Annotated in this window: 17 protein-coding genes; 8 read left to right on the forward strand and 9 right to left on the reverse strand. The window is 59.1% G+C overall.

The features are described from left to right. Nucleotides 1-70: 70 nt before the first annotated feature. Together tsaE and VCA57_RS13790 are read right to left on the reverse strand one after the other, a co-directional pair. Nucleotides 71-538 (reverse strand): tRNA (adenosine(37)-N6)-threonylcarbamoyltransferase complex ATPase subunit type 1 TsaE, encoded by a 468-nt coding sequence (tsaE, locus tag VCA57_RS13785; RefSeq protein WP_411185607.1) that lies wholly within the window; start codon nucleotides 536-538, stop codon nucleotides 71-73. Beyond that, a complete protein-coding gene (locus VCA57_RS13790) occupies nucleotides 526-2,025 on the reverse strand; it encodes an NAD(P)H-hydrate dehydratase (RefSeq protein WP_411185608.1) in 1,500 nt (499 codons plus the stop codon). The genes tsaE and VCA57_RS13790 overlap by 13 nt, the downstream gene beginning before the upstream one ends. A 60-nt stretch (nucleotides 2,026-2,085) precedes the next feature. Here VCA57_RS13790 and queG point away from each other — a divergent pair, with 60 nt between their 5' ends. Further along, nucleotides 2,086-3,147 (forward strand): tRNA epoxyqueuosine(34) reductase QueG, encoded by a 1,062-nt coding sequence (gene queG / locus VCA57_RS13795; protein WP_411185609.1) that lies wholly within the window; start codon nucleotides 2,086-2,088, stop codon nucleotides 3,145-3,147. Nucleotides 3,148-3,189: 42 nt separating this feature from the next. Here the strand turns inward: queG and orn are convergent, their stop codons facing one another. Continuing rightward, entirely contained in the window at nucleotides 3,190-3,732 is a 543-nt protein-coding gene (gene orn / locus VCA57_RS13800; protein ID WP_411185610.1) for an oligoribonuclease, read from the reverse strand. A gap of 184 nt (nucleotides 3,733-3,916) precedes the next feature. Further along, nucleotides 3,917-4,690, reverse strand: coding sequence for a class I SAM-dependent methyltransferase (locus VCA57_RS13805; RefSeq protein WP_411185611.1), 774 nt, complete (start codon nucleotides 4,688-4,690; stop codon nucleotides 3,917-3,919). 119 nt (nucleotides 4,691-4,809) lie between these two features. Between VCA57_RS13805 and rsgA the strand changes: the two genes are divergently transcribed. Further along, nucleotides 4,810-5,841, forward strand: a complete 1,032-nt coding sequence (gene rsgA, locus VCA57_RS13810; protein WP_411185612.1) for a small ribosomal subunit biogenesis GTPase RsgA — start codon at nucleotides 4,810-4,812, stop codon at nucleotides 5,839-5,841. Nucleotides 5,842-5,954: 113 nt separating this feature from the next. On the opposite strand, the gene motB is transcribed toward rsgA, so the two are convergent. Continuing rightward, entirely contained in the window at nucleotides 5,955-6,992 is a 1,038-nt protein-coding gene (gene motB / locus VCA57_RS13815; protein WP_411185613.1) for a flagellar motor protein MotB, read from the reverse strand. Nucleotides 6,993-7,000: 8 nt separating this feature from the next. Beyond that, a complete protein-coding gene (gene motA, locus VCA57_RS13820) occupies nucleotides 7,001-7,852 on the reverse strand; it encodes a flagellar motor stator protein MotA (protein WP_411185614.1) in 852 nt (283 codons plus the stop codon). Between the two features lie 119 nt (nucleotides 7,853-7,971). Between motA and VCA57_RS13825 the strand changes: the two genes are divergently transcribed. The 5 genes from VCA57_RS13825 to VCA57_RS13845 all read left to right on the forward strand — a co-directional run bounded on the left by VCA57_RS13825 (nucleotide 7,972) and on the right by VCA57_RS13845 (nucleotide 15,410). After that, a complete protein-coding gene (locus tag VCA57_RS13825; protein ID WP_411185616.1) occupies nucleotides 7,972-9,486 on the forward strand; it encodes an HDOD domain-containing protein in 1,515 nt (504 codons plus the stop codon). 45 nt (nucleotides 9,487-9,531) lie between these two features. Beyond that, nucleotides 9,532-10,347 (forward strand): rhodanese-like domain-containing protein, encoded by an 816-nt coding sequence (locus VCA57_RS13830; protein WP_411185617.1) that lies wholly within the window; start codon nucleotides 9,532-9,534, stop codon nucleotides 10,345-10,347. A gap of 38 nt (nucleotides 10,348-10,385) precedes the next feature. Continuing rightward, nucleotides 10,386-11,246, forward strand: a complete 861-nt coding sequence (gene asd / locus VCA57_RS13835) for an archaetidylserine decarboxylase (protein ID WP_411185618.1) — start codon at nucleotides 10,386-10,388, stop codon at nucleotides 11,244-11,246. Nucleotides 11,247-11,470: 224 nt separating this feature from the next. Then, nucleotides 11,471-13,276, forward strand: coding sequence for a molecular chaperone (locus VCA57_RS13840; RefSeq protein WP_411185620.1), 1,806 nt, complete (start codon nucleotides 11,471-11,473; stop codon nucleotides 13,274-13,276). Nucleotides 13,277-13,340: 64 nt separating this feature from the next. Then, nucleotides 13,341-15,410, forward strand: coding sequence for an EAL domain-containing protein (locus tag VCA57_RS13845; protein ID WP_411185621.1), 2,070 nt, complete (start codon nucleotides 13,341-13,343; stop codon nucleotides 15,408-15,410). Between the two features lie 77 nt (nucleotides 15,411-15,487). On the opposite strand, the gene serB is transcribed toward VCA57_RS13845, so the two are convergent. Then, nucleotides 15,488-16,702 carry a phosphoserine phosphatase SerB gene (gene serB / locus VCA57_RS13850; RefSeq protein WP_411185622.1) on the reverse strand — a complete coding sequence of 405 codons (1,215 nt, stop codon included), beginning with the start codon at nucleotides 16,700-16,702 and terminating at the stop codon, nucleotides 15,488-15,490. A 174-nt stretch (nucleotides 16,703-16,876) separates the two neighbouring features. On the opposite strand from serB, the gene VCA57_RS13855 reads away from it, so the two are divergent. Next, entirely contained in the window at nucleotides 16,877-18,412 is a 1,536-nt protein-coding gene (locus VCA57_RS13855) for an AhpA/YtjB family protein (RefSeq protein ID WP_411185623.1), read from the forward strand. Between the two features lie 189 nt (nucleotides 18,413-18,601). Here the strand turns inward: VCA57_RS13855 and VCA57_RS13860 are convergent, their stop codons facing one another. Together VCA57_RS13860 and parC are read right to left on the reverse strand one after the other, a co-directional pair. Further along, nucleotides 18,602-19,306: a membrane integrity-associated transporter subunit PqiC gene (locus VCA57_RS13860; protein WP_411185624.1), complete on the reverse strand. Its 705-nt coding sequence runs from the start codon at nucleotides 19,304-19,306 to the stop codon at nucleotides 18,602-18,604. A 140-nt stretch (nucleotides 19,307-19,446) separates the two neighbouring features. After that, on the reverse strand, nucleotides 19,447-21,705 hold the full coding sequence (gene parC, locus VCA57_RS13865; protein WP_411185625.1) for a DNA topoisomerase IV subunit A: 2,259 nt from the start codon (nucleotides 21,703-21,705) through the stop codon (nucleotides 19,447-19,449). Nucleotides 21,706-21,711 lie beyond the last annotated feature (6 nt).

Here is a 21,711-nt window from a genome sequence, read left to right on the forward strand (position 1 = left end):
AAAAGCGAGCAATGCCACGCCAACTACAATAAAACGTGCGCCCATGCGCATAGCCAACCCCATTATTGATTCATGCCCCGACGGCCAAAGCAGCACACCAGGCAGCGCCTCGCTCGCCTTGTGCGTGCAAACGCAGCACCCGACCGGCCCCATGCGGGCTAATGGTAATGTCCATGTCCGCCTTTGGCAAAAAGCCTGCGCCACGTTGCGGCCACTCAATCAGACACAATGCATCGCCCTCGAAATAATCACGAATGCCGAGGTACTCCAACTCCTCCGCATCCACCAGACGGTAGAGATCGAAGTGGAAGGCGCGCAACGCACCAATCTCATAGGGCTCAACCAGAGTAAAAGTCGGACTTTTCACTGCACCAACATGGCCAAGCCCACGAATGATCCCGCGCGACAAGGTGGTTTTGCCGGCGCCGAGGTCACCGTGCAGATAAATCACCCCAACAGCACCACTCACCTCGGCGATACGCGCACCTAGCGCCAGCATCGCCTGTTCATTGGCGGCAAACAGCTCTAACTCAGACACGCAGACTGCTCCTGCAATAACTCACGAATAACCGCACACAAATCACTGGCTGCCAAACCACAGCCCTGCAACGCCAAACGCTCACCGGCACAGGCGTGTAGATAGACCGCCAACTGGGCTGCCGGCAACGGCGCCAGCCCTTGCGCCAACAGCGCACCAATAAAACCTGCCAACACATCACCCAAGCCAGCACCGGCCATGACCGGATCACCACGATCACACAGCCATAAGCCGCCATCCGGCGAGGCAATCAGGCTGCCCGAGCCTTTCAGCACGCATACCGCCTGATAGCGCTGCGCCAAGGCACGCGCTGCGGCAGGCCGGTCTGCCTGAACAGCGGCAGCACTGATACCGAGCAAACGCGCCGCCTCACCCGGGTGCGGCGTAAGCACTGCCGCTGCGGGCAACTGGACCACAGACTGCGCCAGTAGGTTCAGTGCATCCGCGTCCCACACCTGCACCACACGGCTAACTGCCGCCGCCGATAAGAGGCTGCGCGCCCATGCGCCCTGACCAAGACCCGGCCCTATTACCCAGACGCTGGCATTCGCGCCCAACACCAACAACTGGTTGGCCGACGCCACGCCGACTGCCATCACCTCAGGCAAACGTGCCTGGGCTGCAGGAAGATGCTCGCTGCGCGTGGCCAGGCTGACCAACCCAGCCCCGGCACGCAGCGCACTCTGCGCTGCCAACAGGCCTGCACCGGCAAAGCCGCGCTCGCCGCCGACCACCAACACATGCCCCAACTGCCCCTTATGCACGTTGCGTGAACGCACCGGTACTTGCGGCAGACTGGTCGGCGCCAAGCGCTGCGCGGTAAAAGCCTGAGCAGCAAGCAGAGCCGCATCAGCCTGGAGATCGGCAAATTGCAACTCACCCAGATAATCAGCCGACTGCCCGGTAAACAGGCCCAGTTTCAAACCGATCAAGGTCACCGTTAGCTCGGCATGCACAGCCACTCCGAGCGCCTGACCGTTGTCCGCGCTGAGCCCGGACGGGATATCCACCGCCAACACAGGCAAGCCAGCGTCATTGACCCGGCGAATAACCTGAGCATAAGGCTCACGCACGTCGCCCTGAAGACCGGTGCCAAGCAGAGCATCGAGCACCACACCACGCAGTTCAGCCTGATCATTCCAGGGAAGCACTGACACGCCAGCGGCCAGCGCCTGATCACGGGCCAGCGCCGCATCGCCCTGCAACTGCGCCGCATCCCCCACCGCCAGCACCTGTACCTGCCAACCGGTACGCAATGCCAAGGCTGCCACCAGATATCCGTCGCCAGCATTGTTGCCACGCCCGGCCAGCACCGTCAGCACGCCGGCATCCGGCCAGCGCCGGCGCAGCGCCCGCCAAATTGCCTGAGCGGCGCGGCTCATCAGCTCGAAACCTGGCGTGCCGGCAGCGATCAGCCGCGCATCCAGCTCACGCACTTGTGCAGCGCTGTATAGCGGTAGGGGAAGATTGTCTGGCAAATGCGGCATGCGTGGACTCCGATGTCTGGCAGAATTATACGCACCTCTGCCCTGGTTACCCGCCTTCATATGAACAGTGATGCCCTCGACCTTGCCGCTCTCGCTCAGTCCATCAAAGACTGGGGCCGCGAGCAGGGCTTTCAGCAGGTCGGCATAGCCGACGTACAACTGGGCGAGCACGAAGCGCACCTGCAGCGCTGGCTGGACGCCGGCTACCAGGGCGAGATGGACTATATGGCCGCCCATGGCAGCAAACGTTCACATCCAGAGCAACTGGTGCCTGGAACTCTGCGCGTGGTGTCGCTGCGCATGGACTACCTGCCGGGCGACACGCAGATGGCCCAACGCCTGGCGCAGCCGGAAAAGGCCTACGTCTCGCGCTACGCCCTGGGCCGCGACTACCACAAACTGATCCGCAAACGCCTGCAACAACTGGCCGAGCGCATTCAGCAGCAGATCGGCCCCTTCGGCTATCGTGCGTTTGTCGACAGCGCGCCAGTACTGGAAAAAGCCATTGCCGAGCAGGCCGGTCTCGGCTGGATCGGCAAGAACACCCTAGTGCTCAACCGCAAAGCCGGTAGCTATTTCTTCCTTGGCGAGCTGTTCGTCGACCTGCCGCTACCAGTGGATCAGCCACACAGCAGCGAGCACTGCGGCCGCTGCACCGCCTGCATGGATATTTGCCCGACCGCGGCCTTTGTCGGCCCCTACGTGCTGGATGCACGGCGCTGCATTTCCTACCTGACCATCGAGCTCAAAGGCCCAATTCCGGAGGAGCTACGCGCGCCTATCGGTAACCGGGTGTTTGGCTGCGATGACTGCCAAATGGTTTGCCCGTGGAACCGCTTTGCCAAAGCCACCGAGCAGAGCGATTTCCAGCCGCGCCACAGCCTGGACAATGCCGAACTGGCGGAACTGTTCTGCTGGAGTGAAGACGAGTTTCTCAGCCGCACCGAAGGCTCGCCACTGCGCCGCGCCGGATATGAGCGCTGGCTGCGCAACCTGGCCGTCGGCCTGGGCAACGCGCCCTCAAGCATCCCGGTAGTGGAAGCGCTAAAGGCACGCCGGGAGCACCCATCCGAGCTGGTACGCGAGCATGTCGAGTGGGCGCTGGCGCGCCACGGCCTGTAATTCAGATAAAGAAAAGCCCGCATTAGCGGGCTTTTCTTGGCGTCACACCTTGAGGAAGTGCTGACGGTAGTGCTTCAGCTCGGCGATAGACTCACGAATATCATCCAGCGCCTGGTGCGTGCCCTGCTTTTTAAAGGACTCCTTAACCTGCGGCGCCCACAAATCCGCGAGAATCTTCAAGGTCGACACATCCAAATAGCGATAGTGGAAATAGGCCTCAAGATTCTGCATGTACTTGTAGAGGAAGCGCCGGTCCTGGCCGATGCTATTACCACAGATGGGTGACTTGCCCTTCGGCACCCACTGCTCAAGAAAGGCAATGGTCATGGCCTCAGCTTCAGCCGGCCCGATTTTGCTCTCCCGCACTCGCTGGGTCAGGCCGCTAGCACCGTGGGTACGGGTATTCCACTCATCCATCCCGGCAAGCAGCTCATCACTCTGGTGCACGGCAATAACCGGACCTTCGGCGAGAATATTCAGGTCACTGTCGGTGACAATAGTGGCCATCTCGATGATGACGTCGGTTTCAGGCTCCAGACCGGTCATTTCCAGGTCGATCCAGATCAGATTCTGTGGATTCTGCATGTTGCGCTCCTCGGCTAAGGCCGACAGTTTAACAGGCCGCCGAAAAACTACTGCGCTCGGCTATGCGGCGTTGAACTCGGCCTCGAAATGCTCATGGACAACTCGTACACTGCGCTTTCTCAGCCGATTTCGCCTTGCCTAGCCGTCGCTCGCTACATTTTTCAACGACCTGTTCGCGAATAAATCAACGCGGCATACGCCACAACAGCAAGCGTGACTTGCGCCAATCGTGCAACTCGACCTGCCGATCCGCCGGATGATCGGGCACTGCAAAGGTATTACTAATGAGCAAACTACCTGCCGGCATCTGCGCACAGGCCTTGCCCCATAGTTCAGCCATAGGCGCGGGCGAGAGAAAGCAATACACCACGTCAAACCCTGACAGATCAGTGCGCCAGAGGTTTTCATAGCGAATCTGGCAGTTGCTGCAGCGCAACGCACGTAGCCAAGCGATAGCGAAAGACAGCGGCGCCGTCTCAACACCCACAAACTGCGCCTGCGGGAACTGCCGGGCTAGACCCAGCAGCATCCCGGCCGGGCCACAGCCTAAATCGACAAAACGAAACGGCTCGGGCTGCTCGTTAAGCACCTCGGCCAGGTGCTGCCGCGAGCCAGCGGCGGTCAGGTACAACGGCACCTGTTCAGCAAAACTGTTCCAGTTGAGCAGCAGCACCAGGAAAAAACCTGCGAGAAACACCCAGGACGGCAACGGCGCGCCGCTAGCCAGCAGCAACGCTGGAACAAACAGTAAATTTAGCCAGCACCACCAACGCGACAAGCCCAGGTAGCGCGCCAACCCAGCCGCCAGCAAACCTTGCGACAGACCGACAGCCAGCCAAGTTGGCCGCCAGGGCGCGACCTGCGCCGCCAGATACAGCGCCAAACCGACCAGCAGTGTCGCGCCTAATTGCGCGCACAAGGCCAGCAGCGCCGGATATTGCCGAACAACACGCAGCATGCAGCCCCCTCAACAGCCCGACCGATAATGCGCCGCAGTTTAGCCGTGCCAGCAGTTCAATAGGCAGCCCGTGCTAGACTCGCGGCCGTTTATTGCGTAATTCAACTCTCGGAAGCCCCATGGCCAAACGCCAACTCAACCGCCGGCAAAACTGGCGTATCGAAAAAATCCAGGGCGAGCGCGCCGCCCGCGCCGCTAAACGCGAATCGCAGGCGGTACAGATCCTCGAAGGTGGCGACCTGGGCCCGGAACAAACCGGCCTGGTGATAGCCCACTTTGGCGTGCAGATCGAAGTTGAAGCACTGGATGGCGAACTGGCTGGCCAGGTATTCCGCTGCCACCTACGCGCCAACCTGCCGACCATGGTGACTGGCGACCAAGTGGTATGGCGCGCCGGCAACCAAGGCATTGGGGTAATCGTCGCGCAACTACCGCGCAGCACCGAACTCTGTCGACCGGATACTCGCGGCCTACTGAAGCCAGTAGCGGCCAACGTCGACCTGATCGTGATTGTCTTTGCCCCGCTGCCCGAACCCCATGCCAACCTGATCGACCGTTATTTGGTAGCCGCCGAGCACGCCGGCATCCGCCCGCTGCTGCTGCTGAACAAGACCGACCTGCTGGATGAGCAGAATGCCGTGGCACTCAACCGCATGCTCGGCGTTTACCGCGAGCTCGGTTATCCGCTGCTGGAAGTGTCTGCCCACGGCGGCGACGGCATGCAACAACTGCAACGGCAACTCGATGGCCATGTCAGCGTGTTTGTCGGCCAGTCCGGGGTAGGCAAATCGTCGCTGGTCAACAGCCTGCTACCGGAAGTTGACACCCGCGTCGGGCCGCTCTCCGAGCTGACCGGCAAAGGCACCCATACCACCACCACTGCGCGCCTGTTCCATTTCCCTGGCGGCGGCGAGCTGATCGACTCCCCAGGGATCCGTGAGTTCGGCCTGGTACACGTCAGTCGTAATGATGTCGAAGCCGGCTTTATCGAGTTTCACGACCTGATCGGCCAATGCCGCTTCCGCGACTGCAAACACGACCGTGAGCCGGGCTGTGCGCTGCTCAAAGCATTGGAAGATGGCCGCCTGCATCCGCAGCGCATGGCCAGTTACCGACATATCCTGGCCAGCCTGCCAGAGGCCGAGTACTGAAAAATCGCCGGGAGCGGTTTTTAACGTCGCGCCGCGACGGCCCTCAGGGTGGCCGCCAGGGATGGCAGGCCATAAAGATAAAAAGGCCGCAACAAGTGCGGCCTTTTTACATCTCACTCACGCGGCTGATCGAACTTCAGCACACCGTCTTCAAAGATATTCAGCCGCTCACGCAGCTGCCCATCAGGCAACGGGTCACCCGGTGCGGGGGCAGCAGGTGCAGCACTGGCCGGCGCAGCGCCAGCCTCGGCCGGAGGCGCGTCTGCTGCGGAATCGCTCTGCCCGCCCTCAATGGCACGCTGAGCCTTCTTGGTCAGTACCACGATGTCGATGCGCCGGTTAACCGGATTCAGCGGATTCTCGCGATCAAACAGTGCCGAGGACGCATAACCCACGACCCGCGCCACCTGCCCATCATCGTAACCACCGGCAACCAACACGCGCCGTGCGGCGTTGGCACGGTCAGCAGACAACTCCCAATTGCCATAACCACCACGCCCGACAAAAGGTGCGGCATCGGTATGACCACTGACGCTGATCTTGTTCGGCACCGCCGCAATGGTGTCGGTCATGGCCAGAAGAATATCCTCGAAATAAGGCTGCAAACGTGCGCTACCCGAGGCGAACATCGGCCGATTGGCAGCATCCATGATTTGGATACGCAGTCCGTCCTGGGTGATCTCGAAGAGAATCTGATCCTTGAAGTTTTGTAGCTGCGGATTTTCCTCGACCTTGTTCTGCAACTCTTGCAGCAACAACTCTAGGCGTTCGCGCTCAACCTCTTCGGCAACTGACTCTGCCTGCTGTTTATCTATCTCCCCCTGCGCCCCATCGGCAGGCTGAACATCATCAGCCGGAGCTTGCTCTTGCTGCTGATCGGGGTTGAGCGTCTTATCAGGGGCCGGCGTAGGCGTACCGCCTAGGTCAATCACATAGGGGCTGGCACTTTCAGAGAAGCCCACAGGGTCCTGAAAATAACCGGAAATGAGTTTTTTCTGTTCGGGCGTAGCTGTTGTCATCAGCCACATCACCATAAAAAACGCCATCATCGCCGTAGCGAAGTCAGCAAAGGCGATTTTCCAGGCGCCACCATGGTGGCCAGCGGCAATTTTCTTGACGCGCTTGACGATAATCGGCTGATTATTCTCCATGCTGCGCTTTAACTCCCACGCATGGCCTGTTCAAGCTCACTGAAGCTTGGCCGATGGGCGGGGTAAAGCACCTTGCGCGAGAATTCCACAGCTAGAGACGGCGGCATACCGGAGGCGGAGGCAACAAGACCTGCTTTGATGGCCTCGTAAACATTCACCTCTTCTTTCGCATCATGACCGAGCGAGGCCGCCAATGGGCCAAAGAACCCGTAGGACGCCAAGATCCCCAAAAAAGTACCAACCAGTGCGGTGCCCACTTTCTCACCGATTTCGGCGTTATCCGCCTCGGCAAGAATCGACATGGTAATAACGATCCCCAATACCGCCGCCACAATACCCATGGCTGGCAAGCCGTCAGCAATCCCGGCGACCGCATGACCGGGATGTTCAAGCTCCTCTTTGAGACTGGAAATTTCCATGTCAAACAACCCCTCCAGCTCATGGGGAGCCATGTTGCCAGAGGACATAATGCGCAGGTAATCGCAGATAAATGAGGTCATCCGCTGATCTTTGAGAATGCCAGGGTACTTGCTAAAAATCGGGCTAGCAGCGGGATCTTCAACATCAGCCTCAATGGCCATCATGCCTTCACGACGACTCTTGTTAAGAATCTCGTAAAGCAGCTTAAGCACGTCCAGATAATAGTGATGGGTAAAGCGCGAGCCAAACATGCTCAACGACTTCTTGAACACAGTCATGAAGGTACTGCCAGGGTTGGCCTGCAAGAACGCCCCTAGCGAAGCCCCGCCAATGGTCAAGACCTCATAGGGGTGGACCAACGCCATAAATTTGCCGCCAGAGAGGATAAATCCCCCGATAACGCCGGCGAACACAACAATAATGCCAATGATCTTTGCCATAGAAAGAGACTTGCCAGAGAGGTTAGAAAGAGGCCGTGCAAAACAACCCTTCTATTTATCGGAACTTTTGCGCGAGACTATAGCCAGTTAAGGTCAAAAGCCAGCTTGTCTCAACCCGAATGCATAAGCCCGCCAACTATCCGCGTACTCTAAAAGACTGGCTCAAGCAGCTGGACAGCCAGCTATTGCCTGCCTCTAGCGAAAGCCTGCAACCGCTGCGCAGGGCGTTGGCTGACAGCAACCGCTCCCGGCGTGAGCTGGCCGATCTCATGCAGAGCTGCCCAGCGCTCGCCCTCAGCGTGTTACGCGAAGCCAACAGCAAGAGCAGCGGACTCAGTGAGCAGACTGATAGCCTCGAAGCCGCCATCAGTCGCCTCGGCTTGAGCCGCACGGAAGCGCTACTCAATCGTCTACCTGCGCAGCCAGAACAAGAACTGCCTAAACCCTTCAGGCAAATATTGCTAATTAGCCAACACGCCAGCCAGCAAGCCAATGGCCTGTTCGCAAGTCGCCTGGCACGTCTCTGGCAGGAAGTGCACTGGGGCAGCCTGCTATTTCTTGCCCCGGTCTGGACCTTGCTAGCAGCTTATCCCGAATTATTCGTAGCCTGGGAACAGCGGGTTCTCGTTAAAGGCGAGCCGGCAAGTAAAGTGGAACAGGACCTTCTTGGTGTACCACTACTGAAACTGTGCCTGGCACTGAGTGAAAGCTGGCGATTACCCGAGTGGATAACCCAAGGCTATCGCCTACTGGTAAACGACCGCCGGCTACTGATTAAGGCGCTACATATTGCCCACAACAACGAACACCCACTGCAGCAGCAACAATGCCTGGACGCCGACAGCAACCTGCGGCGCTGGCTGACCCAACCGGCCAACAGCATTTTGCTGGCAAATTGCCTGGCAATTTCCGCCCACTACGCCTGGAACAGCCCGCATAGCCTACGCTGGCAAAAGCTCACAGGATTATTCCTGCAGCTACCCCTCGATGCCCTGCAACAACAACTGCACCAGCACGCCGTGAGTAGCGCCCGCCAAATGCTCCGCACAGACCTCTGGCACCCGGCCGAAGCCCTGATCTGGCCATGGCAAGCACGCCACTTGCAGGCCGCAGCCGAGCTGCCCAAACCAGTGGTTTTGAGTGAGTGGCGTCAACAGTGCGCGCAACTTCTGGCTCAGCCCAGCGCCTTTAGCAACGTACTGCAGTTAACCGCCTGCGCCAACCATGCTCTAGAAGCATGCGGCATGCAGCGCGTGCTGATTTTACTGGCTGATCGCAACCACACCCGCCTGATGACCCAACAGCAGACAGGCTTGGACAAGTCCGCCGCCAGCCTCAGCCTCGACCCGCAGCAGAGCCAGGTGCTACGCCGCCTGCTCAGCGCACCGGCACAACTGCGCCTGACCCCAAGCAACATTGCGCAGTTTTCCGCCATGCTGCCGGGTACGCTGAAAAGTCTGTTCCCTAGCGAACACCTGCTGATTCGCTCGATCGCCAGCAACAACCGTGTCGTTATGCTGATCTTCGCCGACCAGGGCGGCCAAACGCTGAGTGATGTCAGCGTGCAAGGCTTCGGTAAAACCGTGCAATGCATTGAGCGTGCGCTGGCCAGCTTTGCCACCCGTGGGCGGTAGGCTTTCCGCTACAATCCCCCCCTTTCCGGTAAAAAGAGGCCCGGCATGACCGCCTTCGCTGAGTTGCCCTTGCTGATCGAACCGTCCCAATTGGCTAATCGCCTGGATTCCCCAGAACTGATTTTGGTCGACCTGACCAGCCCGGCACGCTATGCCGCTGGGCACATCCCCGGCGCGCGATTTGTCGACCCCAAGCGCACGCAACTGGGCCAACCGCCCGCCCCGGGACTGCTCCCCGAGTGCGCACAGCTAGAGCAATTGTTTAGCGAGCTTGGCCATAACCCGAATGCTGTCTACGTGGTGTATGACGACGAAGGCGGCGGCTGGGCCGGGCGGTTTATCTGGCTGCTAGATGTGATTGGCCACTCGCGCTACCACTACCTAGATGGCGGCCTGCATGCTTGGCTGGCCGAGGAACTCGAACTCAGCACTGCCGCGCCGGAGATCCGCACCGCCAAGGTTTCGCTAAACCTGCAAGATACCCCAACCGCCAGCCGCGAATACCTGCAAAGCCGCCTCGGTGCAGCCGACTTGGCCGTTTGGGATGCTCGCTCGCCAAGTGAGTTCAACGGCGAGAAGGCGCTGGCACAAAAGGCCGGCCATGTACCGGGAGCAATCAATTTTGAATGGACCGCGGGCATGGACCCGACGCGCGCGCTGCGCATCCGCCTGGACCTGCAGACCCAGCTCAATAGCCTCGGCATTACTGCCGACAAAGAAATCATCACCCACTGCCAGACCCACCACCGCTCAGGCTTTACCTACCTGGCAGCCAAGATCCTCGGCTACCCGCGGGTAAAAGCCTACGCCGGCTCCTGGGGCGAGTGGGGCAACCACCCTGACACACCGGTCGAGCGCTGAGTATCCGCCAGACCACCTGCCACTTTTAAGGAAGCCCAATGAAAGATCGCCTGTTTATCCTCAGCCAGTACTTGCTGCCGCACCACCTGCTATCGCGCCTAATCGGCTGTGCCGCCGAATGCCGGGCTGGCTGGTTCAAGAATAGCCTGATCGGCTGGTTCGCCAAGCAATACCGGGTGAATATGAACGAAGCCCAGGTCGAAGACCTGACTGCTTTCGCTCACTTCAATGACTTCTTCACGCGCGCCCTGAAAGATGACGCACGCCCCCTCGATAGCACGCCAGGTGCAGTCCTCTGCCCAGCAGATGGCGCAGTCAGCCAGCTCGGCAAGATCGAACAAGGCCGGGTATTCCAAGCCAAGGGCCACAGTTTCAGCGTGATCGAACTACTGGGGGGTGACAGCGAGCGTGCAGCTGCATTCATGGGCGGCGATTTTGCCACCATCTACCTGTCACCGAAGGACTACCACCGCGTACACATGCCCCTGGCCGGCACCCTGAGAGAAATGGTCTACGTGCCAGGACGCCTGTTCTCAGTCAACCAAACCACGGCAGAGAATGTGCCGGAACTATTTGCCCGCAATGAGCGCGTAGTCTGCCTGTTCGACACCGAGCGCGGGCCAATGGCGGTAGTACTGGTCGGCGCCATGATCGTAGCCTCGATCGAAACCGTCTGGGCCGGCCTGGTGACCCCGCCAAAACGCACGTTAAAAACCTTCAAGTACGACGACGCAGCACGTGCCCCGATCAGCCTGGAAAAAGGCGCAGAACTGGGTCGCTTCAAGCTGGGCTCTACCGCCATCGTGCTGTTTGCTCCTGAGCAGGTGCAGTGGGCTACAGAGCTGACCGCCAATAGCCCGGTACGCATGGGTCAAGCAATCGGTAAACCTAATGCGTGAATAACATCAGCGGCACTTTAAGCACGAGCCTAAAAGTGCCGCTAAGTATCGACTCAAGGAACCTCTGTACGTAATAAGTCGTCACACGCCAAAGCCTTACTCCTGGTTAGTTTGCCGCTTCATCCTGGCACTCATGCCAAGGCCATAGCTGCGAGGCCTGCAAGATACTGCTAGAGTCGAAACATACTGCCTACCTTGCACCTGTGCTGGAGCCGCCGATTTAGATGGATAAACAGAATTCTCACTTGCTGCTGCGCGTCACCACGCCAGACAAGCAAAGCCTGTCATTCTGCGAAGCCACCCCCCGCGATTTGAAAAAATGGGTGGACGGCCTACCCAAAGCCAATATCGGTGAAACAGCACGCCAGCTTTACCAAGCACTGGTCGAACTCAACCAACTGCTCACGCCCTCGGAAAACCGCCTGCAGCTGCTAGAAATACTGCGCCCGGAGATTTTTTTCGTCTGCAAACAGCTGGAAAAACACTTCCTAAACCAGGCCATCGTTCTAGACGAGCGTCCGCGTAAAGTCGCCAACCTTTGTCAGGCCCTGCAAAACCATCTGGCAATTGGCTACAAGCTGATAGTCGCGCGCTTATCTACACAGGCCAGCCGCGAACGCAACCAGCTCCTCGCCGTAGCCCTGCAACGCGCGACACACAGCCTCTGCGGCCCACTGATCCGTGCTAGCCAGCTCTACTGCCCAGTGCCCGAAGGACTCTGGCTGGAGTTGCACCAGCTTTACCAAATTGCCCGCGCCCGCGACCTGCACAAGGTGCTTGTGCGCGACACCCAAGCCCGCCACACCCAAGGCCTGAGCACCGAGCAAAGTTACTTGGTAGCATTGCTACTCGGCTGCGCCCGCTGCAACCAGATGCGCCAAAGTGCAATCGCACGCCTGGCCGAAGTGCTTGAGCCCTGGAGCACGCTTACAACCTTACAAGCCGGTGATGAGCCCTCCAGCCTGTTCGCCGTAGCCCCCAAGATGGATGGCCCGCCGCGCTACATCTCGCTGTTCCAGCAAAGCGAATTACGTAATGCTGTCGGCATCGACCCAAGCCTGCTGGTTGATGCGATCAAAGAGCACCTGCTACTCCCGGCAGAGAGCCAGTCCCAGTCACGACTATTGGTGCCAGAAGGTTTCAGCCAAGACATGCTCCAACACCTATCGGCAGCCTGGGGCGATATCGCGGAACGCACCTTTCAGCGCAGCCAAGGTAAAGGCGCACTTACACTGTGTATCGGCATGAGTTCGCTGCACTACCACCTGGCCGACAAGCGCCCATTCAATGAAGTGCTGCAGCTTCCCGCCACGACGAACACCGCGGTATTCAAACCAGACACCGGCGCACCTGATGTATGGTCGAACGCATTCGACGTGAAAAAAAACAACCAATGGGAAAACGGCCTGCCTTTCGAGGAGATTCAATACAGCGCCCCAACCCAAGGAGCTGTAACAGCCGAACCTAGCACGACAGACAACTACCCGACCTACGAAGTAGCGATCGTTAACATCAGCCCTGGCGGCTATTGCCTGTCATGGCCAAAAGAGGTGCCCAGCCAACTGCAAGCAGGTGAGTTACTCGGCGTGCAAGGCCTGCCTAAACAGGGCTGGAGCGTTGCAGTGGTGCGCTGGATTCGCCAGGTTCGCGGCGGCGGCACCCAAATGGGCATAGAACTGATCGCGCCACATGCACAAGCCTGCGGCCTGCAACTGGTGCGTAAATCGGAACAAAGCAGTCAATACCTCCGCGCCCTGCTACTGCCAGAAATCAGTGCTATTTCCCGGCCTGCCAGCCTGATAACCGCCCGGCTACCCTTCCAAGAAGGTAACAAGGTCAGCATCAACCTCAATGGCAGCGAGCACCGCGCTGTGCTCAGCCGGCGACAAGCCAACACCGGCAGTTTCAACCAGTTTGAGTACCGCAGTGTTGAGCAGGCAGCAAGCAGTCATGGGGAACGCGTCACAGCGCCGAAAGGCCGCACACCGAGCGGGGAGGAAGACTTTGACTCCCTCTGGAAGTCGCTGTAGATTGCCGTCGCACGTCCTTTTGTCGCCTTTTCGCGCCCGTTCGGCGCAGACCTGATACCACACAATGGCCATTGAAAAAAAAACCATACGGCTACTGATTCTTGAAGACTCGCAGAACGAGGCCGAGCGCCTAGTCAGCTTGTTCCGCAACGCTGGCAGAGCGACTCGTGTGCATCGCCTAACCTCCAGCGACGACCTCAACGAGGCGCTGCAGCAAAGCTGGGATCTGCTGATCTGCGCACCGAGCAGCGAACAACTGACAACCAGCGAAGCGATTGGCGCGATCCGCCGCCAAGCCAAAGATATTCCGGTTATTCAACTACTCAGCGACAACGACTCCGACAGCGTCACCGAAGCGCTTATGCTCGGCGCCCAAGATGCCCTGCCGCAAGGTGAGGACGAACGTTTAGTATTGGTGGCCAAGCGCGAGCTGGCCAACCTGGAAGAGCGTCGCGCCCGCCGCGCATCAGAAGTGACCCTGCGCGAAACAGAGAAACGCTGCCAGTTGCTGCTTGATAGCTCCGTCGACGCCATTACCTACGTGCATGACGGCATGCACATCTACGCGAATCGCGCCTACCTTGAACTATTCGCCTACGAAGACGCCGAAGAGCTAGAAGGCATGCCGATGATCGACCTGATCGGCAGCAGCGACCAGTCCAGCTTCAAAGACTTTCTGAAGAACTATCAAAACGCGGAAGGTGGTACCGAACTCAACTGCACCGGGATCAAGGCGAGCGGGCAGAGTTTCCAAGCGCAGATGAGCTTCTCTCCGGCCACCTATGATGGCGAACCCTGCATCCAGGTGGTGATTCGTGCCGAAACAGGCAATGCCGAGTTGGAAGAAAAGCTGCGGGAAATCAGCAGCCAGGACCTGGTCACCGGCCTATTCAATCGCAGCCACTTCCTTGAGTTGATGGATAACGCTGCCGAGCGCGCAGTGAATGCCGGCCAGCCCTCAAGCTTGGCCTATATCCGCATCGACCACTATGCCAGTCTGCTCGCCGATATTGGCCTGGCGGGTATCGATATTCTGCTCGCCGACCTAGCCAATCTGCTGCGCGCTCACTTCAATGCCAACGCGCAACTGGCACGCTTTGGCGATGACGTATTTAGCGTGCTACAGCCAGGCGTCACCCCGGAAAGCACCCAAGAACTGCTGGCTAGCCTACTGAAAAAAGTCGAAGGCCACCTGTTCGACGTCAACGGCCGCACTGTACAAAGCACCTTGTCGATTGGCGTTGCCGGGCTCAACGAAAAAACTACTAAAGCCCAGGAAGTCGTCGACCGCGCGCATCGCTGCGCCGACGAACTGAGCGATGGCAATACCCTGAAGCTATTCAACCCAGCCGATGAGCTGGCCGCTGCGGCAAGCCGCGGCAACATCGTGGCAATGATTCAACAAGCGCTGGAAAACAACAGCTTCCGTTTGCTGTTTCAACCAATCATCAGCCTACGCGGTGACAACTTCGAGCATTACGAAGCCCTGCTACGCCTAATCAACCCTAATGGCGAAGAAATCCCGCCTAACGAATTGTTCAGTGCCGCCAAAGACGCCGGAATGGCCGAGAAAATTGATCGCTGGGTCATTCTCAACTCGATAAAACTGCTCGCCGACCACCGCAGCAAAGGCCACAACACCCGTCTTTTCGTCCATGTATCCAGTGCCAGCCTGCAGGATCAAACCTTGCTGCCATGGCTCAGCGTGGCACTAAAAGCCGCACGTCTGCCATCCGACTCACTGGTATTCCAGTTCAGCGAACCGGATGCCATCGCTTATCTGAAGCAGGCCAAGCTCATCACCCAGCGACTCAACGAACTGCACTGCAAAACCGCACTGACCCAGTTCGGCTGCTCGCTTAACCCCTTCAACACCCTCAAGCACCTGCATATCGATTTCGTCAAAGTCGACAGCTCGTTCTCTCAGGATCTAAGCACTGCGGAGAATCAGGAGTCGCTGAAAACCCTGCTGGCCAGCCTGCATGCTCAAGCCAAACTGACGATCGTACCTTTTGTCGAGAGCGCCAGCGTGCTCGCGACCCTCTGGCAGGCGGGTGTCAATTACATCCAAGGCCATTATCTGCAGGGACCTAGCCAGTCGATGGACTACGATTTCGCGGCCGACGACGAGTAACCTAGCGCAAAAGCCCTCCAGCAATGGCAGGCCACAAAAAAGCCGCCATCAGGCGGCTTTTTGTTTCTTACATCTTGTCACTCCAAACCGTCGCGATCGCGAAACCCCAACAGGTAAAGAATGCCATCCAGCCCCAGGGTCGAGATGGCCTGCTTGGCAGACTGCTTAACCAGCGGCTTGGCACGAAACGCCACGCCCAAACCGGCTATCGCCAGCATCGGCAGGTCATTGGCTCCATCGCCGACCGCAATCGTCTGCTCTAAACGCAACCCTTCCTTGGCCGCCAGCTCTCGTAGCAGGTCAGCTTTACGCTGCGCATCGACGATCGGCTCCACCGCCACACCAGTGACCAACCCATCGACAATCTGCAGCTCATTGGCGAAGACATAATCGATACCTAGCTTAGCCTGCAATTGCTTGGCAAAGTAGGTGAAGCCACCAGACAGGATTGCGGTCTTGTAACCTAAGCGACGCAGCTCACTGAACAGCGTTTCCGCGCCCTCAGTCAGGCTTAGCGAGGTGCCAATATCCGCCAACACGGTTTCCGGCAAGCCTTTGAGCAACGCCAGGCGCTCGCGGAAGCTGGCGGCAAAATCCAGCTCACCACGCATCGCACGCTCGGTAATTTCCGAGACCTGCTCACCAACGCCAGCAGCCTTGGCCAGCTCATCGATCACTTCTGCCTCGATCAGCGTCGAGTCCATGTCGAACACTGCCAGGCGACGGTTGCGACGGAATAACGAGTCGCGCTGGAAGGCGATATCGACATTCAACTCCTGGGCCACACTGAGGAACTCGGCGCGCAGGGCTGCAGGATCTGCCGGTTCACCGCGTACGGAGAACTCAATACAGCCCTTGCCTTGCTCAGCAGGCATATCCAGCGGCATGCGCCCAGAAAGACGATCGATATGGTCGATATTCAGGTCGTAGCGCGCGGTAATCGCACTGACGCGCTGCAACTGCTCAGCTGTCACCTTGCGCGTCAGTAGCGTGACAATGTGCCGGGCCTTGCCCTGGCCGCTCACCCACTGCTGATAATCCGCTTCAGACACAGGGGTAAAGCGCACCTGCTGGTCGAGCTTATATGCGGTAAAGAGGATGTCCTTGAGCACCGACGACGCGCGCTCGGTATCGGGGATCTCGACCAAAATCCCAAACGACAGGGTGTCATGGATCACCGCCTGGCCAATATCGAGGATATTCACCCCGCCCTGGGCCAGCACGCCCGTGATAGCGGCAGTCAAACCGGGGCGATCTTCGCCGGTGATATTGATCAGGACGATTTCGCGCAAAGCTCAGTCTCCAGGACAGCGTCAAGGGCAGCGGCCTGCTGAACAGGTCACAAGCCGTGGAAAAGGCACGCATTCTACCCATTTTCATAGGTAAACAGCCACGCACAGCGCTTTGCCCACTGCCGGTGCATCGCTATACTGCGCGCCAACTATAGTCGACATGAGCCGAGCTCTGTGAACCGGCCCAACCCCGTAAAGCCCGATAATTTCTTTCTCCTTATATTCCAGGCCCTGCGTCAAAGGCGCATCCCCCTGGCGTTGCGTATTGTCAGCCATAGCCTGCTACTAGTGGCCCTGGCCCTGGTGATCTATGGCTGGGTCATCGGCATGCAGTTCAAGCATGCGATGCAGCAGCAGGCTGAAGCCCTCGGCACCAGCCTCATCACCCAGACGGCAACCTCGGCAACCGAGCTGCTGGTGTCTAACGACATCCTCAGCCTCAACGTATTGCTGAATAACCTGGTAAAGAATCCGCTGGTAGCTCATGCAGCCATCTACAGCGTGGATAACCGCATCCTCGCCGAGGCAGGCTCACGCCCAAGCCAAAGCATGCTGGGGGAAACCGAGGGGCTGTATTCCACACCGATCACCTTCCAGGAGGTAATCGCCGGCCAGCTACGTATCAGCCTGGACATGCAACAGTTCCAGCAGCCGATGACCATTAGCCTGCAAAGCATGGGTATTCTCAGCCTGATCCTGCTGGCGCTGGCCCTATCACTGAGCATGCGCCTCGGCCGGCATATTTCCACACCCCTGCTACAGCTGCGGGTCTGGCTGCGCGACCCGGATGACCCCGCCCCCGGAGCTGGACGCCAAGATGAAATCGGCGACCTGGCGCGTCAACTGCAAGCCCGTCTGGTTCCAGAAAAGCCGACGGTGGAAGACGACGAGATCTATGACGAAGAGCCCGAAACGGCCTACGAGAGCGAGCATCTCGATGAATCCTTCGATAATGAGCCGGACTTCGCCGTACGTGATCTGCACGATGATCGCTTCGACGACTTGAACGCACTGGGTGAGTCCGACGAACCGCGGCCTGTCCAAACAGATGAGTACATCAATCGCGTGGAGGACGATCCCTTCTCCGAACTGCGCGACAACACCGTTCACGACACTGCGCCCGCGCCCGTCATTCAGCAGGCGCTGCCTAGTGCAGTGCTGGCGATTCAACTGGGCGCCCAGGAACAGCTGCGCCACCTACCGCGCACACGCCTAATGGAGTTGTTACAGCACTATCGCGACTGCCTAGAGCAGGCTGCGAGTCTGTATCAGGGGGAGTTACACACCCTCAGCGACGGCAGCAGCCTAATGCTGTTCCATCAATTGGACTGCGGAGAGGACTACCTGACCCACGCGATCTGTTGCGGCGAGCTGATGCGAGCTCTGGGCCATGCGCTACAAATCGAAGTGGCGGACAGCGGTATTACTCTGCAACTGCAACTTGGCCTGACCCTCGGCACCAACCTCCGCAACCTCAGCCAAGGCGATCTACTGCTGAGCGAAAGCGCGCAAAACGCTCTGGCCCTGTCGCAGCACAGCCGCAACCTGCTGCTGGTGGAACGCAGCATTGCCGACGACGCTCTGATTAGCCAGCGCGCGCGCATTCGCGCAATTGCCAGCCCGCAAGGGGCCTGCTGTGTTGAACGTTTACTGGAGCCCTACCCGTCGCTACTGGAACGCCAACTGGCACGCATGCACGAGAGTAACTGAACCAGTTGTTGCAGGGATTGTTGCGAACCAACCCAAGTCTGCGGCAGATTAATCTGCGCCAGAGCGACCCAAAGGGCGTACTGGTGCACAAGAACAATCTAATCACCCCATAGGCAAATAGCTGGCTACCTTAAGGCAACGTCATGCGGCGCTCACCCGCCCGGCACCCTGCCGCCAAGAACCCATAGCTTAAAAGCGGAAAACCTCACCCTCATTGCGACTCGGCTCGGCAACCGGGATACGCGGCACGACCGGCGGCGTAGGCTGCACCTGGGTCTGCTTGCGAGGCGCGGGAGCGACTGCGGCAACAGGCTTGCCATGGGTTTCGACAGCCTCAGCCAATTGCTCAGCCAACTGCTGAACCACAATGCTTTGCGCCCGTACTTGATCGACTATCGTGCCACTGTGCGGTTCTTCCAAGCGCACCAAACGCCCGTCGAGCAACTTGCCGTCCGCACCGGCCAGACGCCATTGCGCCTCCAGCACCGCAGGGCGACTGGGACCGGAATCCAGGCGGGTAATCGATAGGCCCAGGCGTACCTGCGGCACAAAGCCCGCTGTAGCCGGAGCCAGAACCAGGCGCTGGCTATCCAGCCGCGAGGCTAACTGACGCAGAAGTTGTTGATCGATTTCTTCAGCCAGGTTGCCAGCCCAACGCGCATCGTCAGAGGCAGTCAAACTGCCATCAGCCTGGCGCTGCAACATCACGTCGCGCTGTAGATAATCGGCAACTGCCACCGGTCCAATCAACACCGCAAGGCCTTTATCAGCCGCCGGTACGTGTATATCACCAGCGTCGAGCTGGTACAGCGGTAGTTGCTGATAACGGGTGCAGCCAGCCAGGCCTAACACGCCGACCAGCAGCAGAACTCCAGGGAAACGCAGTACAGTCATCGCTCTCATCCAGCCAGTAGTTTTACCAGCATGTATACAAAATAGGTGCCGGTAGGTCGCTTGCAGCGGCCCACCTTACGGCTGCGTATCATCCTTGAAAGCCACTCACGACTCCAGTACAAGGCCACAGTCCAACACGCTTACCCCTGAACCTCAACCAACAGGCTGTCGACACGCTGGAAGCCACGCGGCAACTTGTTACCACGACGACCGCGCTCGCCTTTGTAGTGCTCCAGGTCATCGGATTTGAGCGACAGCGTGCGTTTACCGGCCTGCAACACCAGGGTTGCGCCGACCGGCAGTACAGCCAGATCCGTCAGGTACTCCTCGCGCGAGGCGACCCGCTCACCCGGAATACCGATGATTTTATTCCCCTTGCCCTTGCCCAGCTGCGGCAAGTCCCGCACCGGGAACAACAGCAGACGACCTTCGGTGGTCACCGCTGCCAACCAGTCTTCCTCACGATTGCCCAGCGGCTTCGGCGGCACCACCTGGGCACCAGCCGGCAGGCTGAGCAAGGCCTTACCTGCCTTGTTCTTGGCCTGCAGGTCTTCACCTTTGACTACAAAGCCATAACCGGCATCCGAGGCAATCACATACAGCGCGCTGTCATCCGGCAACATCACACACTCGAACGTCGCGCCCGGCGGCGGAGTCAAGCGCCCGGTTAGCGGCTCACCCTGGCCACGGGCTGAGGGCAGCGAGTGCGCCGCCAGCGAATAGCTGCGCCCAGTAGAGTCGATAAACACCGCATATTGGTTCGAGCGCCCTGGCGCGGCCACTTTAAAGCCGTCACCGGCCTTGTACGACAGGCCAGTAGCGTCGATGTCGTGACCTTTGGCGCAGCGCACCCAGCCTTTTTCCGAGATCACCACCGTGACTGGCTCGGTCGGCATCAGCTCGGTTTCGCTCAGGGCCTTGGCTTCGCCACGGGCGACAATCGGCGAACGGCGGTCGTCGCCATAGGTTTCGGCATCCTTGATGATCTCGTCACGCACCAGTTTTTTCAGCTTGGCTTCGCTACCCAGCAGAGCAAGCAGCTTGGCGCGTTCCTTGGCCAGCTCGTCCTGCTCGCCACGGATCTTCATTTCCTCAAGACGAGCCAACTGGCGCAGGCGCGTATCAAGAATGTAATCCGCCTGAATATCGCTGAGGCCAAAGCGCTCCATCAATACCGGCTTGGGCTGGTCCTCGGTACGGATGATGTGGATCACTTCATCCAGGTTGAGGAACGCCGTCAGCAAACCTTCCAACAGGTGCAGGCGTTTCTCCACCTTGTCCAATCGGAATTGCAGGCGACGCCGCACGGTGTTGACGCGGTACTCCAGCCACTCGCGCAGGAGCTGCCGCAGGTTCTTCACCTGCGGCTTGCCGTCGAGACCGATAACATTGGTGTTAACCCGGTAGCTGGATTCCAGCTCGGTAGTGGCAAACAGGTGAGTCATCAACTCGTCAGCATTAACGCGGTTAGAGCGCGGAATAATGACAATGCGGCATGGGTGTTCGTGGTCAGACTCGTCGCGCAGGTCGGCCACCATTGGCAATTTCTTCGCCTGCATTTGCGCGGCGATCTGCTCAAGCACCTTGGCACCGGACACCTGATGCGGCAGCGCGGTGACCACGATGTCGCCGTCCTCGACGCGGTACACGGCGCGCATGCGCACCGAACCCTTACCTGTTTCGTAGATTTTCAGCAGGTCGGCACGCGGGGTGATGATTTCCGCTTCAGTTGGGTAGTCCGGGCCGAGCACGTGCTCGCAAAGCTGCTCGACCGTGGCATTCGGCTCGTCCAGCAGGCGAATGCAGGCCGACGCGACCTCGCGCAGGTTATGCGGCGGCACATCGGTGGCCATACCCACGGCGATACCAGTGGTGCCGTTGAGCAGAATGTTCGGCAGGCGCGCCGGCAGCGTTGCGGGCTCGTTCATGGTGCCGTCAAAGTTCGGCACCCAGTCCACGGTGCCCTGGCCCAGTTCGGTGAGCAGGACTTCCGAGTAACGCGACAAGCGCGCCTCGGTATAACGCATGGCGGCGAAGGACTTCGGATCATCCGGCGCGCCCCAGTTACCCTGACCATCGACCAATGTGTAGCGGTAGCTGAACGGCTGGGCCATCAGCACCATGGCCTCGTAGCACGCGGAATCGCCGTGCGGGTGGAACTTACCGAGTACGTCACCGACAGTACGCGCCGATTTTTTGTGTTTGGAGTCAGCGTCCAGGCCCAGCTCGCTCATGGCATAGACGATGCGCCGCTGTACGGGTTTGAGGCCGTCACCGATATGCGGCAACGCGCGGTCCATGATCACGTACATGGAGTAATTGAGATAAGCCTGCTCGGTAAAGTCGGCAAGGGAACGGCGCTCAACACCGTCCAGGCTCAAATCGAGGGGTTCGCTCATGCGTGC

Origin of the sequence: Pseudomonas sp., from assembly GCF_046581935.1 — a bacterium.
Lineage (GTDB): Bacteria > Pseudomonadota > Gammaproteobacteria > Pseudomonadales > Pseudomonadaceae > Aquipseudomonas.